The organism is Streptomyces sp. NBC_00654 (assembly GCF_026341775.1).
Lineage (GTDB): Bacteria > Actinomycetota > Actinomycetes > Streptomycetales > Streptomycetaceae > Streptomyces.
Window position 1 is genome coordinate 75,875 of record NZ_JAPEOB010000004.1, and the last position, 26,028, is coordinate 101,902.

The following is a 26,028-nucleotide window of genomic DNA, read 5'->3' on the forward strand; positions in this document are numbered from 1 at the left end:
GCTGCTGCGCCTGGGCTTCGCCAGCCCCCTGCATCTGGGCGCCCTGGTGTGGGCGCAGGCGTCATGAGCGCGGTGACGGCGGGGGTCCTCGAACCGTGCCAGGGCGTCCTGGTCGTCGGCGACCAGGTGCGCTGGGACGGGAACCTGTACCGGGTCGCCATGCTGCGCGGCAGCATGGTCCATCTGGAACCCGAACCCGGCACGCCTGGAGTGGCACGGCTGGCGGACGTGAGCCTGCTGGCCGCCGCCAGCCGCTTCGAACTGGCCGCGGAGCGCACCATGATGGTGCCCGACCTGCCGCCCACCGACCTGCTGGCGGGGCTGGCCGAGCACGCCGAACAGGACGCGCGGGACTGGGAGCCGCACATCATCGAGTGCCACACCGGCCTGATGCCCGGGCGCACCGTGCCCAGGACCGGCTACGACCCGGCCGCCACCACCCTGGTCCAGCGCTACCAGGCCAAGTCCGCGGAACTGGCCGAACAGGGCGCGGAGGTGTCCTGGCAGACGATCCAGCGCAAACGCCTGCGCTGGGTCGAAGAGGGACTGTGGGGCCTGGTGGACAAGCGGCACACCCGCTGCGCCACCGCGTTCGGGCGGGTGGACGCGCGCGTGGTCGACGCGCTGCGCGCGATCCGCCGCAAGGAGGCCGAGGACCGGGAGTCCCCCGGCAACGGCAAGCGGCTCCAGGAGCGCCTGGAGCGGTACATCAGCGACCACACCAAGGACTGGGGAGGCGATGTGCCCAGGCTCCCGTCGAAGACCACCTTCTACAACCTGCTGGTCAAGCTGGGCATCCGGCCGCGCCGTCACGCCCACCTGGAACGCGGCGGCGGCAGGAAGCCGTCGACCGCGTACGCACCCACGCTGGCGAGCAGGCCCGGTGAGGCCGTGCAGATGGACACCACCGATCTGGACGTGATGGTCATCGGGTCCTTCGGGCAGCCGGTGCCGGTCGAGCTGGTGCTGGCCGTCGACGTGGCCACGCGCAGCATCTGCGCGGCGGTCCTGCGCGAGAAACTGACCGCGGAGAAGGAACCGCGCCGCAGCCGCGCGAAGGGACGCAGGAGCCGTAGAGGGAAGAAGCAGGCGAAGCGGCGTGTGCTGCGGCGCGGCCGCGCCCACAAGGGCATCGACTGCGCTCTGCTGCTGGGGCGGATGCTGGTGCCCGAGCCGATGCGCCCCACCTGGCCGCAGCGCGCCGCGATGACGTCCTCGCGGCTGCCGCACCAGCGGCTGATCGAGATCGACGCCCGCCTGGGCCAGGCGACCGCCCGCCCCGTGATCACGCCCAAGCACGTCTACATCGACCAGGGCGGCCCCTACATCTCCCAGACGTTCCTGGACGCCTGCGCCAGCATGCGGATCGTGGTGCACCCGTGCCGATACGTCACCCCCACCGACAAGTCGGTCGTCGAGCGGACCAACCTGTCGGTCAAGACCCTGCTCGCGCAGCACCTGAAGGGCTACACCGGCGGCGACCCCGCCCACCGCGGCCGCGGTGCGGCCGCCGGCCCGCTGTTCACCCTGTACGAGGCCAACGAGATCCTGCAGCAGTGGATCGTGTTCGGCTGGCAGGAGCGCGAGCACGACGAACTGCGCGACCCGCAGGTGCGCGGGCGGGCGCTGACCCCCAACGAGAAGTACACCGCGTGCGTGGCCACCGCCGGCTACCTGCCGGTCCCCATGGACGCCGACCGCTACCTGAGCCTGATCGACACCACCTTCGCACCGGTCACCGACCAGGGCATCGAGATCGACCACCGCCGCTACGACAGCGACGAGCTGGGCGAATACCGGCGCACCCCCTCAGGGCTCAAACGCACCCCGAAGTGGATGATCCGCCACGACCCCTACGACCTGTCGCGGGTGTGGCTGTGCGACACTCGCGGCCCCGAGCGCCGCTGGGTCCCGGCCCTGTTCACCGACCTGTCACTGGTCGGCGGCCCGTTCACCCAGGACATGTGGGAAGCCGCCCGCCAGCAGCACCTGAGCGAGGGCGGCCGCAAGGACGACCAGGACGCCATCGCACGCCTGACAGCCGACCTGCTCGCCCGCGCCAGCGCCGGCCCCAAGGCGCTGCGCCCGGAACTGGTCGCCGCTCCCCCGCCCCTGCTGACCGCCCGCCCGCCCCTGCCCGGCGACCAGCTCGACCTGACCGGCCTGCCGCCGCTGGACCCCGCCACCGTGCAGCCTTTCGGGGAATTCGACCCCGACGAAGACGAGAACGCCTACACGTTCGGCCACCCCCCACTTCCAGGCCGTCGCCCGCCGCCCCGCCCAGCCCCGCCCCAGCAAGCCCGCAGCCGCCCCGCTCACCGTGCAGGAAGCCGCCCGCATCAAGGCTCTGGGCAACGCCGAGGACGACGACTAGCCCCCACCCCAGCGCACCGTATGCGTCCGAGCGAAGGAAGCCGGCCACGATGATGCAACCGCCCCCGCAGGACCCCGCCCCGGACGCAGTGCCGACCCCCGGCCCCGGCCCGGACGCAGACGCGGAGCGCAACGAGCTGCCCATCACCTTTCCCGCCTGGCACGCCTTCGCCGAACGCGAACTGGTACGCCCCGACCTGGCACTGTGCCCGCCCGCGGGCACCAAACTGCTCCCGAACCACCCGAGGATGCGCTACCACAGCAGGCTGACCGTGGTGCGCACCCCGGCCCTGGTAGAAGCACGCAAACGCGTCGCCCAGCTGGTGCGGGTGGGCTCCGGCCGCGACGGGGTCCACCTGGGCCTGGTCCTGGACGGCCGCGGCGGCACCGGCAAGACCACGATCCTGCAGCAGGTAGGCCGCGCCCACCAGCGCCGCCAGTACCCCCAACTGGACGACACCATCCCGGTCGTCTACATCGCCCTGCCCGCCCAGAACGACCGCAACAACGCCTACAACATGTTCGTCGCGATCGCCGAGTTCCTGCAGTTGCCCACCACCGGGTCACTCACCAGCCTGGTCGCCTCGATCCGCACGGTGATGGACCGGGCCCGCACCGAGCTGATCCTGGTCGACGAGATCCATCTGCTCGCCGACGCCGCCGACCGCGAGCACACCTCGGACCACCTCAAGACCCTCAGCGAGCGGCTGTCCGCGACGATCGTGTATGCCGGCATCGACGCCTGGAACATCATGACCTCGGGCACCCGCGGCGAACAGATCGCCCGCCGCAACCAGCGTCTTCAGATCCGCCCGTTCAACTACACCACCACCGAGGAGCGGGCCCTGTGGCACAGCGCGGTCGCCAGCTACGACGACGCCCTGTGCCTGTTCCACCACATCCCCGGCGAGCTGACCGCGCTCGCCGACTACCTCTACGACCGCACCCAGGGCTTCATCGGGGCCCTGTCCTACCTGGTGTGCATCGCCGCCCAGGAAGCCATCAGCGACAACACCGAACGCATCACCCGTGACCTGCTGGAGAGCATCTACATCGACGGCGCCAGCGAGCAGGGCCACGGCGGCCACGCCGCCTGACGGCTGCCGCGCAACGAGCCGAGGAGCGCCACTATGAGCGAGCCGGACACCGATTTCACGATCGTCCCCTCCACCTGCACCCAAGGGCCTGTCCACATCGTGCTGGGCGCGGACCGGGCCACCGGCTCGATCGTCTTGGGCACGGTGACCGACCGTTCCCCCACCGCGGTGATCGAGGAGTTCCTCGCCACGCGGAGGACGTCCTGACGGACCCTCACCGACCGGACCTCCTCCCTGCGCGGAGCCGGCGGCCGGTGACACCGGGACGCAGCCGTGGCCGGTCTCGGTGTCACCGGCCGGGGACGATGCTGCCGGCCAGCCTGGCCCGCAGCGCGGGAACGGACAGGTCGGCGCCGAGCAGCCGGACGAAGTCCTCCAGCCCCCAGGTGATCAACTGGCCGCTGCGGGTGAGGTAGAAGCCCACCTGGTCCAGGCCAAAACGGTCCTCGAAGTCCAGCAGTGCGTACCCGGCGAGCTGGTACAGCGCGGACGGGGCGAGCCGGACCGGGTCCTTCAGTGCCTTGAAGTCCACCAGCAGGCTGCCCGCGATCAGGTCCGCGTCGGCGCCGCCCACCGCGTGCGAACCCGCGAAGGTGGGCCCGGAGTGGCAGTTGTCGCGGCCGGTTTGGGCGCGCAGCCCGGCGAGTGCGTGTTGCGCGAGGCGCACCTGCACATCCAGGTCCCGGACCACGTAGCCGGGGACCTCCGCCAGGAGGGCGGGCAGCGTCAGACCGGCGCCGAGGCGGGCGATCGGGCTGGTCACGGCGAGGACGCCGCTGCGGTACACCTCCTCGAACCAGACCATCGCCACGCACAACCGGTCCAGGCGTTCTTCGGCCGCCGCCTCCAGGAGCACGGGCCGGTCCCGGTCGTCGGGACGCTCCCGCTCCAGCAGGCCGGCCAGTTCGGCCACCAGGTCGGCGCCGACGGCCAGCAGAGCCTCGGCGTGCTCGGCACGCCGCGCCTGGGCCGCCAGCCCCGCCGTGTACTCAATGCCTTGGCGAACGGCTCCGTCCACGATGTCGCAGCAGGTGAAGGCGTAGCGCAGGCGGTGGTCGATCGCCGCGCCGATCGTGCCCCATACCGGCCTGGTACCCGGGGGCGCTCCCGGCTGCCGTGGCACCGGTGCGGCGCGAGCGGCTGTGCGGTAGCCGTCCATCACGGTTCGCTGGCGGGGCAGGTGCCGGGCGGCGAACATCGCGAACGGGCTGTCGGGCGCGCTGATCTGTGAGGTCAGGGACACGGCCACGGCCCCCTTCCCGGGGAGCGTGCGCGAGCGGGGTGCCGGATACTCCGCGCGCAACAGCGCCATCGTCGCGGCGATCCTGCCCCGACGGTGGTGCTTCAGCAACTGCGCCACCGGCGCACGGAGGCACCCGACCGTCCGCGGCCCAAATGGTGTGCGCCGGAGCGCAGTTGACTGTCCGGCGAGAACCCGGGCCCAGATCGCACCGTGCCGGGGCGGCTCAGCGTCCCCGGTGTTCACGGTAGGCCGCCGACAGTTCCTGGAGGTCCTCCTGACGGGCCTGGAGCAGGTCGTCGGGTTCACGCAGCGCCGTGTCCAGGAGCCATACGCCGCGCCGGAAGGGGCGGAAGCCGACACTCTCCCACAAGGCGGCGATCTTCGTCTTCGCCGCTGCCGGTAGTCCTCGGTGACCTCGTCCCGGTTGCCGGAGTACTCGGACATCGCCGGGTAGGCCGCGACCGCACAGCATCCGCCGGACAAGCGGCGGATCGCTTCCGCAGCGCACAGCGGCCCGAGCCCGAAGCCGCGCCATGCCTTGTCCAGCCGGACCCGGTCCAGGATCAGCAGGTCACCGAACGGCAGCTCGATGGCTTTGTCGAAGGCCTTCGCGTACGTACCGTGTTTGCGGGAGAACACCGCGCTCGCAATGACCTCCAGGTCTCCCGAATGCGCGTCGGCGACCTGCCAACGGTCGCGTCCGGTGACATCCCGCAGCCGGTACAGCATGATGCCGCCCACCGACGCACCCAGCGCGGGCTGTTCGGGCAGATCGCTGTCCTCGTCCTCATCACCGGGAAGTCCGTAGGTGATCGCGACGTGCCAGCACTCTAGAGTGTCCTCGTCGCCCCACTGTTCGACCGGATGGCCATGACTGTAGGAAAAGTACAGGCGGGCTGGATCGCCCGGGAGCTCATCAGCGGGACGCGTGAGTGTGCGGCTCATCCCGGGAGCGTAACGGCCGGGTGTGACAAGCAGCCTGCGGTTCCGCCAGAGTGAGGCCCGCCGAGTGGCGGAGTGGCCCAGGGCCTCCTCCAGCCCCCGGACCACGCCAAGATCACGTCCGTCGGCTCCCCCGCCAACTTCGGGTATCTGCCCCCAGCAACCGCCGCTTACCGGCCGAGTCGCGCCACCGCCACGGATCACCCGGACAAGATCCCCACGCCCAACCAAGGTCAAAAACCCAAGAGTTGATCACCATTACACCCGCCCACAAGGCGGACAAAATATGGCAATAAAGACTCAAGATCGCCACCGGCTTCCTACGCGCGACCCGAGACGCCTGCGACATCCCATCAGACTTGCAACATTGATCTACAGCCAATGGCGAAAATCATTCGCATTCAACCCAAAGCCACCTGACAGGCCATCAAATATCGCAACCATCTGAGGAAACGATCTCCAAGATTCTTTCGGACATATTTAAAACAGCACAGGCCAGAGATCCGCCGATGTCGCAAGAGCATCGGGCGGCGACAGGCCGCTACCGCAGCTACTTCATCCACCCGTACTTCGCCGGGTACTCCGACATGGAGGAGATGGAAGAAGCGCTGCGCAACGCGATCGAGGCCATCAAAGCCGGTGAACTCGCCGAACCGGCGCTGCCGACCCCTCCCAAGCGCCACCTAGCCGCCGTACCCACACGCCGAACCGTATAGCCAGCAGCCCGGCTATACGGCACGACACCAGTGGCACGGCCAAACGAGGAGCGGGCAAGCCCCGCCGGACGGCAAGGCCAGCGCATGCGTCATCCCGCACGCCAAACGAGGATCCGACGGCGCCGCACCTCCGAGTACGGCGCCTACCGCATACCCGCCCGCACCCACGCCGGTAGCACCAGGTGAACCGGATTGTTCTAAGTGTCCAGAACAACCAGCTGCTGCTCGGACCGCAGCGGATCCATGCAGCAACTGTGCATGGATCTCGCGCGGAGCATCGCAGATCTGTGATGCTCCGCAGTCGCCGGAACAGGTCTCAGCTACTGCACCAGCCAAGGCGGGACTGCACGCGAGCAACCGCGTGCAGTCCGGGTCGTACGCAGCAGCGCCAGCCTCCCGACAGCACCCCGCGAAGCCCCACCACCACCAGGACCACGAGCAGCACGACCAGAAGCACCAGCTGTCCTCAGGGGGCAGCGGCGAGGGCGTTGTCGAGGGTGTCGCCGATCTGGTCGTACAGCGGGGCGAGGAGTCGGCGGCCTCGGTGTCGGACAGCTACGCGGGGCGACTTCGAGCATCAGCTCCCGAGCCGGTGCACTGCGTGCGCGCCGCACGGAACCACAAGGAACCACAAGGCGAGCGGCCGTCTCACACCCGGCGCGGCCGCGCCGGGTGTGAGAAAAGGGAGACTCACACGGCCTTCCCTGTGGTCGGAATGGAAATGTACTCCGTGCGTCCGAAAACGAAATATCGAGCCCTCTCCACGGTCACGAATTCCACCACCAGGCCGCACTGTCAATTCCGTCCCACCGGAAAGGAGGGCCCGTTGTCGCTTCCGGGATTGGTTTGTGCGGGAGCGTGGCCCGTCGCTCCGGCCCGTCGCTCCGGCCCGCCGCGCCGCCAGGACTGCGGCCGCGTGGAAGGGTCAGAAAACAACGGTCAGGTGGTGCCGACTGGATCAGTGAGCCTTTTCCAACCTTGCTCTGGAGTGCGGCAGTCAGTCTGGCAACAGGGCGAAGTGCCCGGTAGACGTGTTTTCGACCAAGAGACCCCTTATATGCGGATACCGCCCGCAGTGAGGTTCCCCCGAGATGCGGAGTCGGTTGACAGCAGGTCAGATGGGACTCATGAGAGGAACATCGACCATGGCTGCTCCCCGGAAATACTCGCTTGAGTTGCGTGAGCGTGCGGTACGGATGTATCGCACTACTGAGCCGAAGCCGCAGATCAAAAAGATGGCCGTCGACCTCGGCGTGCACCCCGAGGCTCTGCGCGGCTGGATCCGCCAGGCCGAGGCGGACGCCGGCGAGCGCGACGACCGTCTCACCACGGACGAACGCGCCGAGCTCACGGCCCTGCGTAAGGAGAACGCCCAGCTCAAGCGGGCCAACGATGTCCTGCGGACAGCCTCGGCGTTTTTCGCGGCGCAACTCGACCCGACCCGGCCCAGGTAACGGCGCTCGTCAGCGAGCATCCCCGCCTGGGAGTCGAGTGCGTACTTCGGGAACTGCATATCCCCTCCTCCACCTACTACCGCTGGCGCCGCGCCGAGAAGGAGCCCTGCGAACGCCGGCGCCGCGACGTCGAGCTGACCGAGCGGATCAAGGAAATCCATACGGAGTCCGGCGGGATCTACGGCTCTCCGCGCGTGCACGCCGTCCTTCATCGCGAGGGCGCCCGGGTGGGCCGCAAACGGGTCGAGCGATTGATGCGCGAAGCCGACATCTCCGGGGTCAGCCCACGCCGCAAGGGCTTCACCCGCCGGGATCCCAAGGCCACCCTCGCCCCGGACCTGGTCAACCGGAACTTCACCGCACCGGCGCCGAACCGGTTGTGGGTCACCGACCTGACGATGATCTCCACCGGGGAGGGGCCGCTGTGGCTCTCGGCGATCCGCGACGCCTTCTCCCGCCGGGTGGTGGCCTGGGAGACCTCTGCCCGCGCGGACGCCGACCTGGTGCTGACCACGTTGGAGTACGCGCTCGCCAGCCGCGAGGTCGAGCCCGGAAAGCTCATTCACCATGCGGATCACGGCTGCCAAGGTGGATTCAACTGATCGTCGCAACACCTCGACCCTGGAGGTGTTGGATGGGTCGGCCAGCGGGATGGGCCACGCGGCTGACGGGGCGTCCGGCAATGCGGTCGCCGGGACGGCCCCCAATCCGTCGGGAGGTGGAGCGGGCTTTCTGGATGAAGATCGCCGAGGGGATGACCAGCGAGGCGGCGGCGGTCTCGTGCGGCGTATCCCCAGTGGTGGGGTCCCGTTGGTTCCGTGAACGTGGCGGCATGCCGTCGATCCAGCTCAGCACGCCCTCGGGCAGATACCTGTCCTTCACGGAACGCGAAGAAATCGCGCTGCTCAACGCCCAGGGCCTGGGAGTCCGCGAGATTGCACGCCGCCTGGGCAGGGATCCGTCGACCATCTCGCGGGAGCTGCGACGCAACGCGGCCACCCGCGGCGGGCAGCTCGGCTACCGGGCCTCGATCGCCCAGTGGAAGGCGGAACTGGCGGCACGGCGTCCGAAGACGCCGAAGCTCGTGGCCGATGAACGGCTGCGTGAGTATGTGCAGGACCGGCTCGCCGGGGATGTACGTCGTCCGGACGGAACACAGGTCACCGGGCCGAAGACGCCTCGGTGGAAGGGACGGAACAAGCCCCGCCGTCAGGACCGGCGGTGGGCGACGGCCTGGAGTCCCGAGCAGATCGCGGGCCGGCTCAGGACGGATTTCCCCGATGATGAGTCCATGCGCATCTCGCACGAGGCGATCTACCAGGCGCTTTACATCCAAGGACGTGGAGCCCTCAAGCGTGAGCTGGTCGGCTGTCTGCGTACCGGGCGTGCGCTGCGGGTTCCCCGCGCCCGAGCCCGACGGCGGGCGAACGGGCACGTCACCCCCGAGGTGATGATCAGCCAACGACCGGCCGAGGCCGAGGACCGGGCAGTCCCGGGACACTGGGAAGGCGACCTCATCATCGGCACCGGCAAGTCCGCGATCGGCACTCTGGTCGAGCGCACGACCCGGTTTACCATGCTGCTGCACCTGCCCCGGATGGAAGGCTTTGGCACCGAGCCGAGGGTGAAGAACGGGCCGGCGCTGGCCGGTCTGGGGGCCGAGGCCGTCAGGGACGCGATCGCCTCCACGATCACCACGCTGCCCGAGCAGCTGCGTCGCTCGTTGACCTGGGACCGCGGCAAAGAACTGGCACAGCATGCCCGGCTCCGCGTCGACACCGGCCTCGAAATCTACTTCGCGGACCCGCACAGCCCGTGGCAACGCGGCACGAACGAGAATACGAACGGGTTGCTGCGGCAGTACTTTCCGAAGGGCACGGACTTGTCCCGATGGCAGACAGACGACCTCGCAGCCGTTGCACTCGCCCTCAACAGCCGCCCCCGCAAAACCCTCGGATGGAAGACACCCGCTGAAGCCCTCAACGAACACCTACTCTTGACTCAAGAAGCCGGTGTTGCGACAACCGATTGAGTCCGGGCAATACACATCCATCAAGCTCACAACCCGGTTGATGCGGTCGGGAGCTGAGGCGTCCATGGGGTCCGTCGGAGATTCATACGACAACGCCCTCGCGGAGAACCTCTGGATGCTCATCAAAACCGAGGGACTCCGCGGCCGCACCTTCGCCACCCGGGCCGAGGCGAACGTCGCGCTCTTCGAGTACATCGACGGCTTCTACAACTCCCGCCGCATCCAGGAACGGCTCGGCTTCCTCAGCCCGATCGAGTTCGAGGAAAGGCACTACGCCGAGCAGGCGACAGCCAAACAAGCGAACCTGAACGCCCGCCAACCCGTCCTGACCAGCTGATCAGCGACTCCCGAGTGACGGGGGAACCTCACAGTCGCCTCTCTTCTTCCGCCAGCCCGGCACGCCTCCCACCCCCGGCAGACATCAGTCGCCTGGCCCGAGCAGTGCAAGGTCCGGAGCCGGTGGAAGGCGTTCTACACACGCCAAACGAGACGAAGCGTCGCGGAATCCGTTTTGGACCATGCGGATGCCGCCCTCTCAGTTGACTCACTCTCTTTCGGAAACAGCTCAGTTCCGGAATCATGTGTGCATGTCACCTACAGATTTAGCGAGTGCCGTCGTCACGCCCTCGCTTCAGGTGCCGCGTCCGGTGCTGGCACCGCTGCCTTCACTCGCCTCGTAGAGCTCGTGCGCAGTCGCCTCGGCCGCTCGGATGAGGGGCGCGGGGCACTCGGCCTGTGGGACGCGGAACCCGGATCGGAGCAGGCGGCGGAGGCGGTGCGGGCACGCCTGACCGTGGAGCTGGAGGGGGATCCCGGTCTCGCCGAGCAGTTGCGGGCCGCTCTGCAGCACGGGCCTCCACCGGTTCCGACGCACCCGCCGGCGATTGTCCAGCGTGTCCACATCGGCGGCGACGCCAACCGTGCCACCATCAACGTTGGGCCGCTGCACCTGAAGAAGACCACGGGCGTGGTGGCGACCCTCGCTGTCATCGGCGTGGTGTTGGCCCTGCTGGTCACACTGGGCCTCCGCAGCGTGGTGCAGTCGCTCGACGACGACGAAGGTGAGCGCAAGGTGGCTCCCCTCTCCGAGATGGCCACCGTCAAGAGCGTCCTCCCCGACAGCGACAGCCTGCCGGCCGAGTTCAAGAGCCAGGGCGATCCGGTGGTGACCACGGATGAACAGGGCTGTCAGCCCGTATGTAAGGGGCTTCTGTTCGCTGCCAGTACGACCATGGGGCGCGAGAGACCGCAGAAGACGGCCGCGCTCTACGTTGCGGCCTACGACAGCGCCCCGCACGCTGCCCAAGCGTTCGAGAAGATTCGTAGGGACTTGACCGACTCGTCGGAGAAGACCCTCATCTCGTTCCCGTCCATGGGCGACACCAGTACCGCCTACCAGTTCACCCCCGGCAACGTCGTCCTCGTCCGCTACACAACCGCGGTAGACGACCTGGAGCCGTCGCTCACCGCACTCGCACGGATGCTGGCGGACCGGGCACAACAAGCGCAGAACGGGAACAGCCCCTCTGCCACCGCGTCCTTCTGATGCCTGCGAGGTGCCGGTGCTCACCTGGTCGGCCCTCCAGAGGAGCCCAGCCCTGACTGCTCTCAGCGGCCCGGATGAATGAGCCTTTTCCGAGCTGGTGGTGATGGCCGCGAGTTGGACGGGCCTGCGCAACGACGAAGCTCCTGAGCCGGTCAAGCTCGGCGGGGAACAAGGCGGGCGTGGTCTGGTCACCGTGACGCTCACCGGACCTCAGCTGGTCGAGTACCTGCGGATGCTCGACTACGACGCGCACGGCGGCGCCAACGCGAACAGCGACGACGGTCCCATGGCGCGGCGCATGTACAACGCGCTCACCCCGGTCATCGACCGCATCAAACCGGGCCAGCCGCCCACAGACGTCCCCCGAGCCGTCGTCGACGACGCAGCCGTCCCGGCCGGCCCCGCCCCCTCCCCTCCACCTGCGCCCTCCAAGAACTGACTCGCAGGAAGCGGCGGGGGCCTTCACCAGCGTCAGGCCCCCGCCCGAGCGGGCACAGACGGATGGCGGCGCGCGTCAGAGCCGCCACACGGCGTTGGGCTCGGCAGCGCGTGACGAATCCAGCTCAGACCCGCCAGGACCGGATGCGGTCCGCGGCGTCGTACGCGTCGGTCCGTCCGGCGTCGATGTCGCGGGCCAGCGCAGGGACGACCTCGTGACGATCCTCATCGACACGAAGAACGAGATCAAAACAGCGGTCTGAGGTTCCCCCGAGATGCGGAGTCGGTTGACAGCCCGGCCTCCGGTCAGAAGGTCACGGTGACCAACGACGGTGAGCGGGGCGAAACGATCACTTGTGCGTGGGAGGGCCGGGAGATCGGGGTCAGCCACCCGCGGGGCAGACCGCACGCCTACCGGTTCTCCAACACTCCGGAGGAGCCCAGCCGTGGGCTGGGATGGCCGGTTTTCGCGGTCTTCCTGGTCTACGTGGGGCTGGTGGTCCTCGCCGCGGTCGGCTGGGGGTGGCCATGGGCGCTGATCGGCTTCTGCGGGCCTTGGGCGGTCTCCACCGCCGTTTATCTGCCCGGGGCAGTACGCGCCAAGAACCGCCGCGTCGAGAGACTGGCCACGATGGAATCCGTGCAGGGACGGGTCGTCGCGGTTCTGAAGGACGTCAGCGTCGACCAGGACGGCGGCCACACCTCGACCACCATCACCCCGGTCGTGTCGTTCACCACCCGTGAGGGCGCGGCCGTCACGGCCCACTGCGTGTCGCACCTTCCGGACCCCGCCGGCGCGTACGGCCGTGACGTCACGGTCCACTACGCGTCCGCCGACCCGGCCGGGTTCACGCTGGACCGTGCGGCCGCACACCGCTCGGAGGGGCGGGAGGTGACGTTCAGCGTTCTGTTGTTCGTCGTGCTCGTGGCGACGGCCGTGGTGGGAATGACGATGCTCTGAGGCCCGGGCCCGGACCGATCGTCCGGGCTCGCGGTTCGGGGCGGCCCGCCAGGGCCGACGAGGCGCTGCGCCCTCAGCCGCCGTAGCGGTGGGCCCATGGCAGGGCCTCCTCCAGCGCGGCAGAGACGCCGAGCAGGAGGTCCTCGCGGCCCCAGCCGGCCGTCAGCGAGACTCCCAGGGGGAGCCCCTGGGAGCTCCAGCCCAGCGGCAGGCTGATGGTCGGGTATCCGGTGGCGTTCCCGATGACGGTATTGCCCGTGAAGGCGGTCATCGCCGCCAGTTCCGCCGCCGGATCGTCGTCGTCGCGGAGCCGGCCGATGAGTGTCGGCGGGGTCGTCACGGTCGGGGTGATCACGATGTCGGCGTCCGCGTAGTCGAGCGTCCAGGCCCGGGCGCGGGCCTGGACGACACCGATGGCGGCCGCCAGTTCGCCCGAGGTGCACTGCTGTGAGCGGGTCCGCAGATGACGGACGATCGGGCGCAGGGCCGTCTCGTCGAACGCCATGACCCTGGAGCCGACCAGCGCGGTGAACATCACCTGGAACCCCTCGGTGAACTCCGGGTCCGGCGCCTGGTCCCGGGCGAACACCTGGTGACCCTGCTCGGCCAGTGTCCGGGCGGTGAGTTCCGCCGCCGCGGCGACCTCGGCGTCCACCCGGGACCCCGAGACCGACCCCTGTGCGAGCGCCACCCGGAGCCTGGGCACGGGTGCGTCGCAGGCGTGTTCGTAGCTGTCGGCACGGAACGGATGCACGGTCCCGGCTCCCGTACGGGTGGTCAGCGCGTCGAGGAACGCGGCCGTGTCGCGTACGGTGCGGGCGAGCGGACCCCGTACCGAGAGCCCCATCCCGTCGGAAGCGGCCGGCCCGGCCGTGACGAGCCCGCGGCTGGGCTTGAGCCCGACCACACCACAGGCGCTCGCGGGAGAGCGCACGGATCCGGCGGTGTCACTGCCCTGCGCGAGCGGCACCAGCAGAGCACCGACCGCGGCCGCCGCACCGCCACTGCTGCCCGCCGCGCTGCGGCTGAGGTCGAACGGGCTGCGCGCGGGCTCCGACACCTCGGGCTCGGTGTAGCAGGCCGCCCCGAACTCCGGAACGGTGGTCTTGCCCAGGCTGATCAGCCCGGCGTCGGTCATGACGTCGACGATCTCGTCGTTGTGTCCGGGAACCCAGTCACGGAAGAGCGTGGAACCCAGCGTGGTGCGTACACCCGCCGTCGCTTCCAGATCCTTCACCGCGGTGGGCACACCGAACAGACGTGGCAGCCCGGCGCGGTCCGACGAGCGCAGCGTGTGCGCGGCCCCGGCCGCCGCTTCCCGGGCCCGGTCGGCCGACACCGTGGTGAAAGCCCCCACCCGGTCGCCGCCTTCGATGCGGGCCAGCAGATGGTCCACGACTTCGGTGGGACTCGTCTCTCCGCACCGGTACGCGGTGGCAAGTTGAAGGGCCGAGAGGTCGTGCAACTCCGTCATGGGCGCTCCCATTGATGTTTCGTTACGCGTATCGATATGGTGCGGGCATGGCAGGCGAGAAAGCAAGTGCTCCGAGGAACGGCCGTCCCCGGGCGGTGACGCTCGACGCGGTCCTGGACGCGGCGACCGGGATGGCCGACGCCCGGGGCCTCGACGCGGTGACCTTCCGGGCGCTCGCCGACCGGCTCGGGGTGTCTCCGATGGCCATCCACCGCACGACCGGCGGGATCGAGGCACTCCAGCACGCGCTGGTTTCCAGGATCGTCGGCGAGGTGACCCGGTCCGTGATCTGGCCGGACGACTGGCGCGGTGTCGTCCGGCTGTTCGCGGACTCCCTCCACGACCTGCTCATGCGGCATCCCGTCGTGCTGGAGGCGCACCGCCGCGCCCCCCTCGTCGGGCCGGGCGCGGACGACACCGCCCACCGGGTCGTCGCGGCACTGCGCTCCGCAGGGCTGGACGACGAGTCCGCCGCGTACGCGTACGGCACCCTGCACGACTTCGTCACCGGCCATGTGGCGATCCGCCTCGGCCGCCGTGCCCCGCTGCCGGGCGGGGACGGGTCCGGCAGCGGGGCCAGGTCCGTCTTCACGGACCACCACGACTACGACCGCCGGTTCGCCTTCGGTCTCGACCTCGTCATCGGTGGAATCGCCGCCGCTGCCGCCACCTCCGTATCGCCCGAGGAGCAGAGATGACCCCCTCCTTGCAGGACCTGCCCGAGACGGTCCGTCTGACGGCCCCCGGCGGGCGCCGTATCGCCTATTGCTCGTACGGGGACCCCTCCGCCCCGCCCGTGATCGTGCTGCACGGCACCCCGGGCAGCCGTTTCGAGGGGGTCGCGCTGCGGCAGGCGGCCACGGACACGGGCCTTCACCTGGTCTTCCCGGACCGTCCCGGGTACGGCGAGACCGATCCCGTACCCGGCCGGGGCTTCCACCGCTGGAACGACGACTTCGTGGCCCTGCTCGACCACCTCGGTCACGAACGGGCGCCGCTCGTGGCGATCTCGGGCGGCGGCGGATACGCGCTCTCCGCCGCCCAGGCTCACCCCGAGCGGGTGACGAAGCTGATCCTCGCGTGCGCCGCCGTCCCCGGAGCGCCCCGGGAGGCGTACGCGCGCCGGATCCCGATCGTGAAGTGGCTGAACGGGCTGGTGCGCTGGGCCCCGGTGATCGCCCGGCCGATGCTCGCCGGGACGGGGATCTTCAAGGGCATGAGAAACAGTGAGCCGCGCCTCGACGCCTGGCCGCTCGCCGATCAACTGATCATGAGGGAGAAGGAGTTCCAGGAGCTGTCGGAGCTGGACACCACCGAGGCCCGGCGTCAGGGCATGGACGCCGCCATGGCCGATCTCGCCGGATACTCCCGCCCGCTGCCGAAATCACTGGGATCGATCCGGGTGCCGACCGTGTTCATCCACGGGGAGGCGGACGGCAACGTCCCCATCGAGGTGGCGCGTTGGGCGCACGCGCAGATCGACGGCGCGGAACTGCGCACGATCCCCGACGGCGGGCACCTCTTCCTTCTCATGGATGCGGATCCGCTCCTGCGGGAACTCACCTGACCGCTGCGAGCACAGCCGAGGTCAGCGCTCGGAGGTCTGCGGCGTCCAGACGTACAGGGCGTCGCGGGACTCCGACAGCGTCGACCAGGCGCCGTTCCCGAGAGCGGCCGGCTGACTGTCGACCGGCGACGGATAGGCGACGGGAGCGATCCCGTGCGATCCCGTGGTACCGACCAGCCAGTGCCGGCTTCGGCCCCATTCCTCGTCGCTCTCGACGGTCGAGACGACGAGGGTCGTCTCATCGACGAAACCTCCCGCCCAGTCCCAGCAGACCGGCGGGTCATCGTCATCGTCGTCGTCACCGGCCGAGGGGGCATCGGGGTGCCGGGGGATCACCGACTCGGCGTCCCACTCCAGCCCCTGGACGACAGCGCCGCCGCAGTCGCGTACGGCGAGCGAGACCTGGTCGTGGGAGACCGTCATGAGCCGCTCGCCCGAGGGGCTCACGCTCAGCAGGCAGAGGTCGTCCCCCAAGTGCCCGGCCTGTGCCCGCTGTCCGTCCCATCGGCCCCAGCGCAGGGGCGCCCCGTCCTGCCCTTCGCCGATGCTCAGTCCCATCTGATGCGGATCGGCGGGGTGGGGGACGTGGAAGCTGCCCGCCGCCGCGGTCCCGGCGTCGACCCGCGCGAGCACCCGGCCGTCCCGTGCGTCCAGTACCAGCCACTCGTCGACCGTGTCCGGAGTCAGTTCACCCTCGGGCAACGGGCCGCGTACGTGCGCCCAGACAAGTGCGCCGTCCGCCGAAATGCCGGCTGAGCCGCTGTCCGGGTACCGATGGTCCCGGCGGTCCGCGTACTCGTCGTACGACGTGTGCGTCTCCCGGCAGCCCTGCCAGCAGCCGTGCCGGACCTCCCAGCGCGTCGCACCCGACGGCTCCACCGCCCGCACGGCATGGACTCCCGCGAAGACGGCCAGATCCGCGTCCGGCGCCACCACCCACGTACCGCGCCCGCGCGGCCAGGGCGCGGGGAAGCGGACGCTCTCCCCGGGGCGCGCGACGAAGGCGTCGTCCAGGAGCTGTGCCACGATCTCCTCGTCGCTCCGCTGGAGGAGCATCCTGCGCCCCGGCTGTCCGGCGATGTCCGGCGGGTCCGCCAGTGACACGGGCATGAGGGCGGGGACGGTGGCACGGAGCCGGGCACGAACAGACACGCAGATCTCCCGATGCAGCGAAACTCCGCGAACACTACGGCACACGTCGGACATCCGGCCGTGCGCCGGGTGACTCGGCTCCCCCTCCGTCGGATCGGTTCGCCGTCCGCCGGGCCGCCCCGTCCTGGTCGCTGCCGCGGTGGAATGTCGCGCGGTACTCCCTCGGGCGCCGGCCCGTGTGTCTGGCGAAGATGCCGCTGAACGTCCCGGGGTCGCGGTAGCCGACGTCGGCGGCGATGGCCGCGACGGTCTTCCCGGTCGTCTCCAGCAGGTGCCCGGCCCGGCGCACCCGGGCCGTCTGCAGGTACGAGAGCGGCGTCTCGCCGGCCTCGTCGCCGAAGCGACGGAGCATGGTCCTCGTGCTCACGTGGAACTCCCGGGCGAGGGCGGGCAGGTCGTAGCGGGCACTGAGGTTCTGGTCGAGCCACCGCTTGACCCCGAGCGAGAACTCCCTCCCCGCGGTCGGGATGAGCCCCGTGTCGACATAGGGGGCCTGTGTGGAGCGTGCGTCGTCGACAAGCGCGATGCGCGCCGTGCTGCGGGCGACACGGGGGCCGTCATGCTCACGGATGAGCTGGAGCGCGAAGTCGTACATGGCGCTGAAGGCCGCTGTGGTCGTCACCCCCCGGTCGGTCACGACCAGGCTCTCCGGGCGCAGACGCACATCGGGGTACCGGCGGGCGAACCGATCCGCGAACAGCCAGGACGTGGTCGCCTCTCGCCCGCCGAGGAGCCCGGCCTCGGCGACCGGGAAGGCGCCCACGCAGATCGATACGACAGCGGTCCCCGAGGCCGCCTGCGATCGGATCGACGCCACTTCCGGTCCCAGGCCCGCGAGTGCCGCGTCGAGGTCGAGCGTGGGCGACAGCTCGAAGCCCGGCACGATCAGGACGTCGGCCTGGCGCACCGGCGAGACATCGATGGCCGAGCCGCCCGACGCGACCACCCGCCGCCGGGGAGAGACCACCGTCACCTCGTACGCCGACGGGAACGCCCCCTGCGCCGCGGCGACATGAGTGGCCATCGTCAGGAGGTCGGGAACTCCGAACACCTCCGACGCGAAGCAGCCGGGGTAGGCGAGCACTCCGATTCGCAGCGGACTCATACGGCCCTCCGGCATCGTGGAACGGGTGGCGATATTACCGGGGAACATGGCGATTCCGCCGCTTCTCAGAAGGGCGGCCATTGATCATCATCTCGGTCATGAACATCTTGCGAGGAGAGCGCGACCCCCTGGACGACTTCACGCGCAGAACCGTCGGCGTCGAGGGCGTCGACAAGACCGTGTACGTTGCCGGGTCGGGACCGGCAGTCGTCCTGATGCCCGAGATGCCGGGCATCAGTCCCGACGTCGCCCGGTTCGCGCGCTGGGTGCGCGATGCCGGATTCTCCGTGTACCTGCCCTCCCTGTTCGGCGTCGACGGTGCCTATCCGCTCGCCGACGCCCAGGAGACCGTCGTCCGGCGCGCGTGTGTCAGCGCCGAGTTCCGGGCCTTCGCCGGTGGAGGCACCAGCCCCGTCGTCAGCTGGCTGCGCGGCCTCGCCCGCCGGGCGCACGCCGAGTGCGGCGGGCCGGGCGTCGGCGCCGTCGGGCTGTGCTTCACCGGCAACTTCGCCTTGACCATGGCTCTCGAACCCGCCGTCATCGCACCGGTGGTCAACCATCCGTCGCTTCCGCTGGACGACGCCGGCGGGCTGGAGATCAGCGACGAGGACGCCCTTGCCGTGGCCGAACGCGTGGCGCGGGACGGACTGAAGGTTCTCGCCTACCGCTTCGACGACGACAAGTGGTGCACCGGCCAACGGTTCGCGGCGTACGAAGCGCTGCTCGGGGACGCGTTCGACGGGCGCGTACTCGAAGGCGGGACGGCGAACTCGAACCCTCCGCCCTTCTTCCGTGATGTCGTCGGCTGTGCCCACAGCGTCGTCACGGCGCACCTCGTCGACCAGGAGGGCCACCCCACCGTGCGGGCCCGGAACGAGATCATCGCCTTCCTGGCCGAGCGGCTCGGAGCGCGTCCGGAATGAGCCCGGGGCTGTCGTCGCGGGCGGCGGAGGGCCGCCCGGGGTTACGCCGTCGCCCACGGCGGTACGCTCCGGGCATGGCGGAACAGAAACCTCCGGCGGGCTACCGGCCACCGGAGATCACGTACATCGGATGCGCACAGTGCGGCACCCAGATCGCCGGGCTCGACGGTCGGTACGCCTGCCCCGGGTGCGGCTGGGTGAACGACTGGTCCGAGGGCCACGCACCGCTCTCCGACAGCTGAGCGTCCCTCACACCGCGCCGGGAGCCGTCGTACCGGCGGGGCGGCACAGCGCGCTGGATACCCGTTCGGTATGAAGATCATCCTGAGGATGTACGCAGCCGTCGCGGCGGTGTCCAAGCGCCGGTGCCCCTTGTCGCCCGTCGTCCGTCCCGTACGGGAGCCGTCAGCGGACCGCCGCGGGGCCGGTGGCCTGCCGCCGCATCCGACGCAGCGCGAGCAGACCTCCGACGCCCGGGATGACGGCGCGCCATCTGGTGCCCGGGAGCGGGGTGCCGGGGGTGTTCCACACCACGAGGACGGTGACGAGATAGGCCGTGCCGTGCACGGGGCCGCCCAGCGACGAGACGAACCCGGCGTGCACGGTGAACAGGTTGAGCAGCAGCAGTGCGAGGGACACGGCCTCGACCGCGGCCGCGATGCGCAGAGTTCTCACGGTTTCAGGCTCCTGTCGTGGATCCGGGACGGACGATCATCAGCACGACGACGGCCGCCCAGAGCAGGTTGAAGATGCCGGTGGTCATGGCGAGGCGCGCCGCCGCCGTACGCATCGCCGCCGCGCCGCTCCCGGCCGTGGTCGCGCCGGTGCCTGCTCCGGGGACAGCGGGGGCCGCGTGGTGGGCGAGCAGCCGTCGCTGTCCCGGCAGGACCACCATCAGCAGCAGGGCCGCCGCGACGGCCGTCAGCACGATCGACGCGAGCAGCCAGGCATCGGTCAGGACGCCGAGCTGGGCGCCGGTGGCGACGCCGAACACCGGTACGGCTATGCCGACGGCCGTGTACCCGCAGCAGATCTTGTGCAGAAACGCCGCGGTCCCGCTGTCCCGCTCCCCCGGGCCCTCGCCGTCCGCGGGTGGCTTGGCGTAGCGGGGGAACATCGAGGCCGCGACCGTGATCGGCCCGATCGCCAGGATCGCCGCCAGGACGTGCAGGGACAGCAGCAGTTTGGTCACGGGAGCCCTCTCCGGGCCGATGGCCGCGAAGCCGCTCATCAGCCGCGCGAAGCCGCTCATCGCAGATCGGCCATCAACAGGTTGGTTGCCAATGGATTGGTTGCCAACCGATAAGTAGCACATCCACGCACCGTTTGGGTAGGCTGCCTGACTATGAAGACGGACGCGGTACGCGGGCATCTGGACGGGCTCCTGCTGTCCGTCCTGGAATCCGGCCCCCTGCACGGCTACGCGATCATCACCGCGGTCTCGGAACGCAGCAACGGCGTGCTGGAGCTGCGCAAAGGCACCATCTACCCCGCCCTGAACCGGCTGGAGCGGCTCGGACTGCTGCGCAGCGTCTGGGAGTCGGTGGGCGAACGGCGCCGGCGCTGCTACGAACTCACCGACGCCGGCCGCCGCGGCCTGGCCGCCGAGCGCACGACGTGGCGGGAGTTCACCGCCGCGATCGGCTCGGTGCTGGAACCCACGCCGTCCCCCGGGCATGCGACATGAGGACGACCGGGCCCCGTACCGACGACCCCATCGAGTCCCACCTCGCCGATCTGACGGCAGCCCTGCACGGCCCTGCCGGGGCAAAGGGCCGGATGGTGGCCGAACTGCGCGAGGGCCTTCTCGACGCCGCACGGGCGATGTCGGCCGAGCCCGGAAGCGACCGCGACGCCGCCCGTCGTGCCGTCCGCGAGTTCGGCACCGTGGCCGAGCTCGCACCGAGCTTCCAGCACGAACTGACCATGGCCCAGGCCCGCCGCACCGCGCGCACCGTGCTCCTGATCGTCCCCGGGCCGGTCCTGTGCTGGTACCTGGTGGCACTCTCCGCCGGTACGGCCGTCCACCGGCTGCCCGGCCCGGTGCAGCTGTGGATCGCCCACCTGGGAGGCACCGCGGCCCTCACCGCGCTGCTGGCCGGGGTGCTCCTCGCCGCCACCGGCTCCCTCGCCCGCCTGCTGCCCACCCCGCAGCGGCTGCCGCTCGTCGTCGCGTGGACCGGCACCACCGCGGCCGCCGCCCTCGCGCTGAGCGCACTGACGCTCACCGTGGCCTCGGTCCTGGCGGCGAACTGGCCGCTGAGCGCGGCCGCCTGCGTCGTCACCATCGCCCTCCACACACGTCTCGCCGCCTCGGCACGCGCCTGCCGCGAGTGCGCGCGTCTGCCCGCCACCGGGCCCTGAGCATCCGGCCCGGGGCGCGAAGCCGCCTCGTGATCCTGCGTGTTGACAGGTTGCGGTCGCCCACATGTAATGGAGCCGGTGTCGCGTGACGCCGGTCAAAGAGCAGTGGGCCGGCCGGTGATCGGGCGAGCACCCAGCATCGAGGGGTCCGTCATGAGTTTCCACTCCGCGCCCTGTATCTGACGTAGCGCAAGCCGCACGTCGTCCTCGCGTTCCGCCGTCACCCGGCGTGCGCTGTTCGTCCTTCGCACCGTGCGGCCGCTGCGCCCCGCGCACCTCATCACCGGCCATGACCGCAGTCACTGCGGACTCACCGGACTCACCCGCGTCTTCCGGAGACACACAGCCGTATGCCCACGTCTTTCAATCAATCGGTCATCGAGGAATTCCGCGCCAACGGAGGGAAGGCAGGCGGCCCGTTCGAGGGCGGGAACCTGCTCCTGCTGACGACCACCGGCGCGAAGTCGGGAGCCGAGCGGACCACTCCCCTCGGCTATGTCCGCCACGGCGACACCCTCCTGCTCGTCGCCTCCAACCTCGGCGCACCGGCCCACCCCGCGTGGTACCACAACCTGCTCGCCCGTCCCGTGGTCCGGGTGGAACTCGGCACCCGTACGTTCGAGGCTCTCGCGGTCCCCGCCGAAGGGGCCCGGCGCGACGAGCTGTTCGCCCATGCCGTACGGGCGGAGCCCGGGTACGGCGACTACCAGGACCGGACCTCCCGGGTGCTGCCCGTGGTGGTGCTGGAGCGCGCCGAACCCGACGGCTGGGAGCAACCCGCCGACGTACGGACCCTCGCCGACAAGCTGATGGAGGTACATACCTGGCTGCGCGCCCAGGTACGTCAGGTGGGCGCGGAGGCCGAGGCCCACTTCGCCCTGCGCGCGGCTCACCGGGGGCCCGGTGAGCCGCCGGGCCCCGGGCTCGGGCTCCAGATCCGGCAGCGTTGCCTGGCGTTCTGCCAGGCGCTGGAGTTCCACCACACCAGCGAGGACGCACATCTGTTCCCGGGGATCGCGCGCTATCACCCCGATCTGGGGGACGTCTTCGACCGGCTCCGTGCGGAACACCGCACGGTCGCCCGCATCCAGGGCGAACTGGTGGAGCTGCTGGCCGGGATCACCATCGCCGAACCCCGGCGCTTCCGCGTCGAGTTGGAGAGGATGTCGGCACAGCTGAACGCGCACCTCGACTACGAGGAGGCGACGATCCTTCCGCTCCTGACCGGGGTTCCCTGGCCTCCGGTGCCTCCGCAGGCTCCACCGGAGCGGACGGGTCCGGACAAGGGGATGATGGATACATGAGAGAGCGAACGCACGTGCGGGTCAAGGATTTCGATCACCTCGTACTCAACGTGCAGGACGTCGAGCGCGCCCTGGAGTTCTACTGCGGGCCACTCGGCCTGGAGCCGGTCCGGGTGGACGAATGGCGGGCCGGAAAGGTCCCGTTCCCTTCGGTACGGGTCAGCCCGACCACCATCATCGATCTGCTCGCCCGCCCGCGCGGCGAGTCGAACGTGGACCATATCTGCCTCGTCGTCGATCCGTTGGACTGGCAGCAGGTCATCGACTCGGGCACCTTCACCGTGCTGGAGGGCCCTGTCGACCGTTACGGTGCCCGGGGCGACGCGCAGTCGGTCTACGTACGGGATCCCGATGGCAACACCGTCGAGCTGCGCTGGTATCCGCAGGACACGGAGAGCTGACCGAGGGCCCTCGCGTCGTCCCTGCCGGGGCGGCTGTCAGAAGTCCAGCTCCACGTAGTCGATGTCCGTGAACTCGACCTGAAGGCCCTCGGCACGGCGGCCGCGGTCCTTGAAGTACTGCTCCTGAAGGCCCTCGGCAGCGATGTCACGCAGCTGCCGCTCTTCGGCGCCCGCGGTCCGGGCGTCGAAGAGGCGGGCCGCGTACACCGGGGGCAGATGCTGGGTGATGAGCCGGATGCGGCCGTCGTCGGTGGTACCGGGGGCGGCCGTGAACCCGAACCGGGCCCGGGTCTCGATCACGATGCCGGTCTCCGTGGCGGCCTGCTTCATCGCGCGGTCGCGCACCCGGGGCTGCCAGCGCTTGCGGACCTCGGCCTCCAGGCGGGCGGCGAGCTCCGGGCGCGGCTGCTTGATCCGGCCCGTGAGATAGCGCTCCACGGTGCGCTGCGAGACGCCGAGCAGCTGGGCGGTGGCCCTGGTCGAGCCCTTGAGCTGCTTCACCAGGAAGCGCACCCGGGCCCCGGCCGACTTGGGAATCGGGCGGGTCGCCGTGTTGGCGGCCGCCTTGTCGAGGCTGTCTTCGAAGATGCCCATCGAGGTGCTCTACTCTCCGTCGTCCGCGGCGTCGTTGCCCTTGATGTGCCGGGCCGGGTTGAGACCCGCGTCGAGCATCTGCACGGCCCACAGGAGATCCTGGGTGCCCTCGTGCTTGACCATGCCGGGGGACACACCGAGACGGAAGCTGCCGGGGGCCGGCTTCCCTTCGGGCGTGTGCGGCAGGACGTCCAGCGGAGAGGGGCCGTCGGAGAGATAGACCGCGCAGTCCGACAGCAGTGCCACCGGGATCAACGCGTCCTCGCCGAAGGTGAGATGCCCGTCGGGAGCGGGCGAGGACTGGGTGGCGAGCGCCGTCCTGAGGATCTTGCGGTGCATGTTGATCCGGGCCGCGGAGATGACGGCGGCCCGGATGTCGGGACGCCAGGTGGGGCGTTCCAGCGCGGGCCACCGCTCCCCGTACTTGTACGAGGCGCCCTGCGGGCGTTCCCGGAGCTTTCCGATGCCGCCCTTGACCGTCGACTTGATCGCGGACAGGACGGTGCCCATGCCCGGGTCGGTCTCCTTGTGGGTGGTCATCGCCGTGAGGAACTCCCCCTCCCCCATGCCGGAGACGATGCCGAGGTCGGCCATCGTCTCCTTGTACGCCTCGCTGAGGTGCTTGTACCAGGGGTCGAGGTACGGGCCCGAATCGGGCCGGACCCAGGCTTCCAGCGGGGCGAGGGTGACGGGCAGCCGGTAGGTGGCGATGAGTTCGTACGCGTACGCCACCGTGGGCGTCGCGTACCAGGCCGGGCCTTCGGGACGTACGCCGTGCGGGGTGAAGGGGGACGGCAGACGGGGGTCCGGCTCGATGCCGGACAGATCGATCAGCCAGGAGCCGGGCACCGTCTTGTCGAAGGCGGGCCCCGTGACATGGACCGGGGCGCCGAGGCCGACGGGGAGACGGTTGGCGGCGGCGAGGAAGGCCGTGTTGACGTCGATGCCGACGGCGTACGGGCGCTCGCACTCGGCGTCGGTGAGCAGTTGGGGATCACGGACCCACTCGTACGCCTCTTCGTCGAGCACCTCGGCCGGGGTCCGCTGGTGTCCTCGGGGGAACAGGGCGGCGACGACGGGGTGTTCGTCGGGGGCCTCCGGGGGGGCCGGGTCCACCGGTTCGGTCAGGGAGCCCGGGACGGGGCCGGACAGCCAGCCGCCGGACGCCTCGTCCCGCACCGCGCGGGTCGGCGGGCGGAGCGCGGTCATCAGTTCCAGGCCGGACACGGCGGTGGAGCCGCGCGGGGTGATGACCCTGCGGGCGAACGTGCCGAGCACCACCGCGAGTTCCTCCGGCGGCAGGTGGTCGGCGCCGCCCCAGGAGCGGGCGTCGAGCGCACCCCACGGCAGGACCGCGAACTGTACGCACCGGCGCCGGCCGGAGTCCGCCGGGCGGTAGATCCGAGCCCAGGGGCCGAAGCCGCGCCGGGTGAGCTGCCAGTGCGCCTTGGCCAGCTGCTTGAGCACCTTGTGGCCCTCGGGCAGCCGCAGGCCCCTGCGGTCCTCCAGCGTCGGGGGCAGTCCGAGGCGTTGGGCGGCCGCGTCGGTGAGGACGATGAGGGGATCGCCGTCCTTGCCGTTGCGGTTCAGCCGGGGGGAGCCGAGGCGCGACTCGTCGAGGGTCCACTCGACCAGTGAGGCCATGGTCGTGGCCGGGCAGTCCAGGACGAGGCCGCCGACGCAGTACAGCGAGCCGTCGCCGTCGAGCACACCCAGCGGACCGTTGGCGAAGCGGGGGTCGGGGGGTACGGCGGTGGCTGTGGCGGTCTTCGCCGGGGTCCTCGTGACCTTCGTGGAGGCCCTGACGGGAGCCTTCGTCGCGGGAGTCTTCGGGGCGGGCGTCGGGCGTCGGGGAGGTTGCTCGGCGGTCGTCGGCTCGGCACCACGGATTATCACGCCGTGATAATCCGGCCGGGGAGGGACCGTCCTCCCCGCCACCGGAGCCACGGGGGCCGGTTCGGAGGTCGGGGCGGGGGCCGGGGCCGAGGGGGCCAGAGGTGCCTGGGCAGGGAGGGCCGGGGCCTGGACGGGGGGTGCCGGGGGTGCCGGTTCAGGCTTCGGCGGTTCGGCGGGGTAGAGCTCGGCGAGCTGGTTCAGCAGACGTGCGTATGCCTCGCGCTGGGGCGGGCGCGGCTCGGTCTTGCCGTTCTCCCACGAGACCACCGTGGCACGGCGGACCTTCAGCGCCGAGGCCACCTGCTCCTGGCTCAGCCCGTGGGCCTTGCGCAGCCGCTCCCGCTCCGCTGTCGGGGGCAGCGGGGACTGCCCGGCGATCAGAGCGTCGACGGCGTCGAACAATTCGGACATGAACACCTCCCGTCGCATCGTATCGATGGGTGCGG

At 70.4% G+C, this 26,028-nt stretch carries 27 protein-coding genes; 19 read left to right on the forward strand and 8 right to left on the reverse strand.

What is annotated here, in order from left to right:
• Positions 1-63 precede the first annotated feature (63 nt).
• The 3 genes from OHA98_RS38595 to OHA98_RS38605 are packed head-to-tail and all read left to right on the forward strand — an operon-like array spanning position 64 to position 3,677.
• Positions 64-2,427, forward strand: a complete 2,364-nt coding sequence (locus OHA98_RS38595; RefSeq protein ID WP_266932753.1) for a Mu transposase C-terminal domain-containing protein — start codon at positions 64-66, stop codon at positions 2,425-2,427.
• Positions 2,424-3,470 (forward strand): TniB family NTP-binding protein, encoded by a 1,047-nt coding sequence (locus tag OHA98_RS38600; RefSeq protein ID WP_266932755.1) that lies wholly within the window; start codon positions 2,424-2,426, stop codon positions 3,468-3,470. The genes OHA98_RS38595 and OHA98_RS38600 overlap by 4 nt, the downstream gene beginning before the upstream one ends.
• A 33-nt stretch (positions 3,471-3,503) precedes the next feature.
• Positions 3,504-3,677 (forward strand): hypothetical protein, encoded by a 174-nt coding sequence (locus OHA98_RS38605; RefSeq protein ID WP_266932757.1) that lies wholly within the window; start codon positions 3,504-3,506, stop codon positions 3,675-3,677.
• Positions 3,678-3,759: 82 nt separating this feature from the next.
• Here the strand turns inward: OHA98_RS38605 and OHA98_RS38610 are convergent, their stop codons facing one another.
• Positions 3,760-5,658 carry a hypothetical protein gene (locus OHA98_RS38610; RefSeq protein WP_266932759.1) on the reverse strand — a complete coding sequence of 633 codons (1,899 nt, stop codon included), beginning with the start codon at positions 5,656-5,658 and terminating at the stop codon, positions 3,760-3,762.
• Between the two features lie 506 nt (positions 5,659-6,164).
• On the opposite strand from OHA98_RS38610, the gene OHA98_RS38615 reads away from it, so the two are divergent.
• The 8 genes from OHA98_RS38615 to OHA98_RS38650 all read left to right on the forward strand — a co-directional run bounded on the left by OHA98_RS38615 (position 6,165) and on the right by OHA98_RS38650 (position 12,802).
• Complete coding sequence (locus tag OHA98_RS38615; RefSeq protein ID WP_266932760.1) at positions 6,165-6,371, forward strand: hypothetical protein; 207 nt, start codon at positions 6,165-6,167, stop codon at positions 6,369-6,371.
• Between the two features lie 1,145 nt (positions 6,372-7,516).
• Complete coding sequence (locus tag OHA98_RS38620; protein ID WP_266927975.1) at positions 7,517-7,825, forward strand: transposase; 309 nt, start codon at positions 7,517-7,519, stop codon at positions 7,823-7,825.
• 26 nt (positions 7,826-7,851) lie between these two features.
• Complete coding sequence (locus OHA98_RS38625) at positions 7,852-8,427, forward strand: IS3 family transposase (RefSeq protein WP_266933026.1); 576 nt, start codon at positions 7,852-7,854, stop codon at positions 8,425-8,427.
• Between the two features lie 32 nt (positions 8,428-8,459).
• A complete protein-coding gene (locus OHA98_RS38630; RefSeq protein WP_266927527.1) occupies positions 8,460-9,857 on the forward strand; it encodes an IS30 family transposase in 1,398 nt (465 codons plus the stop codon).
• Between the two features lie 64 nt (positions 9,858-9,921).
• A complete protein-coding gene (locus OHA98_RS38635) occupies positions 9,922-10,194 on the forward strand; it encodes an IS3 family transposase (protein WP_266932762.1) in 273 nt (90 codons plus the stop codon).
• 348 nt (positions 10,195-10,542) lie between these two features.
• Positions 10,543-11,403, forward strand: coding sequence for a hypothetical protein (locus OHA98_RS38640; protein WP_266932764.1), 861 nt, complete (start codon positions 10,543-10,545; stop codon positions 11,401-11,403).
• A 103-nt stretch (positions 11,404-11,506) separates the two neighbouring features.
• On the forward strand, positions 11,507-11,842 hold the full coding sequence (locus tag OHA98_RS38645; RefSeq protein WP_266932766.1) for a hypothetical protein: 336 nt from the start codon (positions 11,507-11,509) through the stop codon (positions 11,840-11,842).
• Positions 11,843-12,100: 258 nt separating this feature from the next.
• Complete coding sequence (locus tag OHA98_RS38650; protein WP_266933028.1) at positions 12,101-12,802, forward strand: DUF3592 domain-containing protein; 702 nt, start codon at positions 12,101-12,103, stop codon at positions 12,800-12,802.
• A 73-nt stretch (positions 12,803-12,875) separates the two neighbouring features.
• Here OHA98_RS38650 and OHA98_RS38655 read toward each other — a convergent pair whose 3' ends face one another.
• Positions 12,876-14,276 (reverse strand): amidase, encoded by a 1,401-nt coding sequence (locus OHA98_RS38655; protein ID WP_266932768.1) that lies wholly within the window; start codon positions 14,274-14,276, stop codon positions 12,876-12,878.
• A 47-nt stretch (positions 14,277-14,323) separates the two neighbouring features.
• Between OHA98_RS38655 and OHA98_RS38660 the strand changes: the two genes are divergently transcribed.
• Both OHA98_RS38660 and OHA98_RS38665 read left to right on the forward strand, forming a co-directional pair.
• Complete coding sequence (locus tag OHA98_RS38660) at positions 14,324-14,974, forward strand: TetR/AcrR family transcriptional regulator (RefSeq protein WP_266932770.1); 651 nt, start codon at positions 14,324-14,326, stop codon at positions 14,972-14,974.
• Complete coding sequence (locus OHA98_RS38665) at positions 14,971-15,843, forward strand: alpha/beta fold hydrolase (protein ID WP_266932772.1); 873 nt, start codon at positions 14,971-14,973, stop codon at positions 15,841-15,843. The genes OHA98_RS38660 and OHA98_RS38665 overlap by 4 nt, the downstream gene beginning before the upstream one ends.
• 21 nt (positions 15,844-15,864) lie before the next feature.
• On the opposite strand, the gene OHA98_RS38670 is transcribed toward OHA98_RS38665, so the two are convergent.
• Entirely contained in the window at positions 15,865-16,995 is a 1,131-nt protein-coding gene (locus OHA98_RS38670) for a hypothetical protein (protein WP_266932774.1), read from the reverse strand.
• Positions 16,996-17,029: 34 nt separating this feature from the next.
• Positions 17,030-18,100 (reverse strand): GlxA family transcriptional regulator, encoded by a 1,071-nt coding sequence (locus OHA98_RS38675; RefSeq protein WP_266932775.1) that lies wholly within the window; start codon positions 18,098-18,100, stop codon positions 17,030-17,032.
• A gap of 98 nt (positions 18,101-18,198) precedes the next feature.
• Between OHA98_RS38675 and OHA98_RS38680 the strand changes: the two genes are divergently transcribed.
• Both OHA98_RS38680 and OHA98_RS38685 read left to right on the forward strand, forming a co-directional pair.
• A complete protein-coding gene (locus OHA98_RS38680) occupies positions 18,199-19,023 on the forward strand; it encodes a dienelactone hydrolase family protein (RefSeq protein ID WP_266932777.1) in 825 nt (274 codons plus the stop codon).
• Between the two features lie 74 nt (positions 19,024-19,097).
• The gene (locus OHA98_RS38685) at positions 19,098-19,265 is read left to right on the forward strand and encodes a hypothetical protein (RefSeq protein ID WP_266932778.1); all 168 of its coding nucleotides are present in this window, start codon (positions 19,098-19,100) and stop codon (positions 19,263-19,265) included.
• 163 nt (positions 19,266-19,428) lie between these two features.
• On the opposite strand, the gene OHA98_RS38690 is transcribed toward OHA98_RS38685, so the two are convergent.
• Together OHA98_RS38690 and OHA98_RS38695 are read right to left on the reverse strand one after the other, a co-directional pair.
• Positions 19,429-19,698, reverse strand: a complete 270-nt coding sequence (locus OHA98_RS38690; protein ID WP_266932780.1) for a hypothetical protein — start codon at positions 19,696-19,698, stop codon at positions 19,429-19,431.
• A gap of 4 nt (positions 19,699-19,702) precedes the next feature.
• Positions 19,703-20,215, reverse strand: a complete 513-nt coding sequence (locus OHA98_RS38695) for a hypothetical protein (protein ID WP_266933030.1) — start codon at positions 20,213-20,215, stop codon at positions 19,703-19,705.
• Positions 20,216-20,368: 153 nt separating this feature from the next.
• Between OHA98_RS38695 and OHA98_RS38700 the strand changes: the two genes are divergently transcribed.
• The 4 genes from OHA98_RS38700 to OHA98_RS38715 all read left to right on the forward strand — a co-directional run bounded on the left by OHA98_RS38700 (position 20,369) and on the right by OHA98_RS38715 (position 23,092).
• Positions 20,369-20,710, forward strand: a complete 342-nt coding sequence (locus tag OHA98_RS38700; protein ID WP_266932781.1) for a PadR family transcriptional regulator — start codon at positions 20,369-20,371, stop codon at positions 20,708-20,710.
• Positions 20,707-21,387, forward strand: coding sequence for a permease prefix domain 1-containing protein (locus OHA98_RS38705; RefSeq protein ID WP_266932782.1), 681 nt, complete (start codon positions 20,707-20,709; stop codon positions 21,385-21,387). The genes OHA98_RS38700 and OHA98_RS38705 overlap by 4 nt, the downstream gene beginning before the upstream one ends.
• Before the next feature lie 350 nt (positions 21,388-21,737).
• Complete coding sequence (locus tag OHA98_RS38710; protein WP_266932784.1) at positions 21,738-22,691, forward strand: nitroreductase/quinone reductase family protein; 954 nt, start codon at positions 21,738-21,740, stop codon at positions 22,689-22,691.
• Positions 22,688-23,092 (forward strand): VOC family protein, encoded by a 405-nt coding sequence (locus tag OHA98_RS38715; protein ID WP_266932785.1) that lies wholly within the window; start codon positions 22,688-22,690, stop codon positions 23,090-23,092. The genes OHA98_RS38710 and OHA98_RS38715 overlap by 4 nt, the downstream gene beginning before the upstream one ends.
• Before the next feature lie 36 nt (positions 23,093-23,128).
• Here OHA98_RS38715 and OHA98_RS38720 read toward each other — a convergent pair whose 3' ends face one another.
• Together OHA98_RS38720 and OHA98_RS38725 are read right to left on the reverse strand one after the other, a co-directional pair.
• Positions 23,129-23,686: an XRE family transcriptional regulator gene (locus OHA98_RS38720; protein WP_266932786.1), complete on the reverse strand. Its 558-nt coding sequence runs from the start codon at positions 23,684-23,686 to the stop codon at positions 23,129-23,131.
• A gap of 9 nt (positions 23,687-23,695) precedes the next feature.
• Positions 23,696-25,993 (reverse strand): helix-turn-helix transcriptional regulator, encoded by a 2,298-nt coding sequence (locus OHA98_RS38725; RefSeq protein WP_266932787.1) that lies wholly within the window; start codon positions 25,991-25,993, stop codon positions 23,696-23,698.
• Between the last annotated feature and the right edge of the window lie 35 nt (positions 25,994-26,028).

Coding starts and splice junctions, on each gene's coding strand:
- OHA98_RS38595 (WP_266932753.1), top strand. CDS start 64: ATGAGCGCGGTGACGGCGGGGGTCCTCGAACCGTGCCAGGGCGTCCTG.
- OHA98_RS38600 (WP_266932755.1), top strand. CDS start 2,424: ATGATGCAACCGCCCCCGCAGGACCCCGCCCCGGACGCAGTGCCGACC.
- OHA98_RS38605 (WP_266932757.1), top strand. CDS start 3,504: ATGAGCGAGCCGGACACCGATTTCACGATCGTCCCCTCCACCTGCACC.
- OHA98_RS38610 (WP_266932759.1), bottom strand. CDS start 5,658: ATGAGCCGCACACTCACGCGTCCCGCTGATGAGCTCCCGGGCGATCCA.
- OHA98_RS38615 (WP_266932760.1), top strand. CDS start 6,165: ATGTCGCAAGAGCATCGGGCGGCGACAGGCCGCTACCGCAGCTACTTC.
- OHA98_RS38620 (WP_266927975.1), top strand. CDS start 7,517: ATGGCTGCTCCCCGGAAATACTCGCTTGAGTTGCGTGAGCGTGCGGTA.
- OHA98_RS38630 (WP_266927527.1), top strand. CDS start 8,460: ATGGGTCGGCCAGCGGGATGGGCCACGCGGCTGACGGGGCGTCCGGCA.
- OHA98_RS38635 (WP_266932762.1), top strand. CDS start 9,922: ATGGGGTCCGTCGGAGATTCATACGACAACGCCCTCGCGGAGAACCTC.
- OHA98_RS38645 (WP_266932766.1), top strand. CDS start 11,507: ATGGCCGCGAGTTGGACGGGCCTGCGCAACGACGAAGCTCCTGAGCCG.
- OHA98_RS38655 (WP_266932768.1), bottom strand. CDS start 14,276: ATGACGGAGTTGCACGACCTCTCGGCCCTTCAACTTGCCACCGCGTAC.
- OHA98_RS38660 (WP_266932770.1), top strand. CDS start 14,324: ATGGCAGGCGAGAAAGCAAGTGCTCCGAGGAACGGCCGTCCCCGGGCG.
- OHA98_RS38665 (WP_266932772.1), top strand. CDS start 14,971: ATGACCCCCTCCTTGCAGGACCTGCCCGAGACGGTCCGTCTGACGGCC.
- OHA98_RS38675 (WP_266932775.1), bottom strand. CDS start 18,100: ATGAGTCCGCTGCGAATCGGAGTGCTCGCCTACCCCGGCTGCTTCGCG.
- OHA98_RS38680 (WP_266932777.1), top strand. CDS start 18,199: ATGAACATCTTGCGAGGAGAGCGCGACCCCCTGGACGACTTCACGCGC.
- OHA98_RS38685 (WP_266932778.1), top strand. CDS start 19,098: ATGGCGGAACAGAAACCTCCGGCGGGCTACCGGCCACCGGAGATCACG.
- OHA98_RS38700 (WP_266932781.1), top strand. CDS start 20,369: ATGAAGACGGACGCGGTACGCGGGCATCTGGACGGGCTCCTGCTGTCC.
- OHA98_RS38705 (WP_266932782.1), top strand. CDS start 20,707: ATGAGGACGACCGGGCCCCGTACCGACGACCCCATCGAGTCCCACCTC.
- OHA98_RS38710 (WP_266932784.1), top strand. CDS start 21,738: ATGCCCACGTCTTTCAATCAATCGGTCATCGAGGAATTCCGCGCCAAC.
- OHA98_RS38715 (WP_266932785.1), top strand. CDS start 22,688: ATGAGAGAGCGAACGCACGTGCGGGTCAAGGATTTCGATCACCTCGTA.
- OHA98_RS38720 (WP_266932786.1), bottom strand. CDS start 23,686: ATGGGCATCTTCGAAGACAGCCTCGACAAGGCGGCCGCCAACACGGCG.
- OHA98_RS38725 (WP_266932787.1), bottom strand. CDS start 25,993: ATGTCCGAATTGTTCGACGCCGTCGACGCTCTGATCGCCGGGCAGTCC.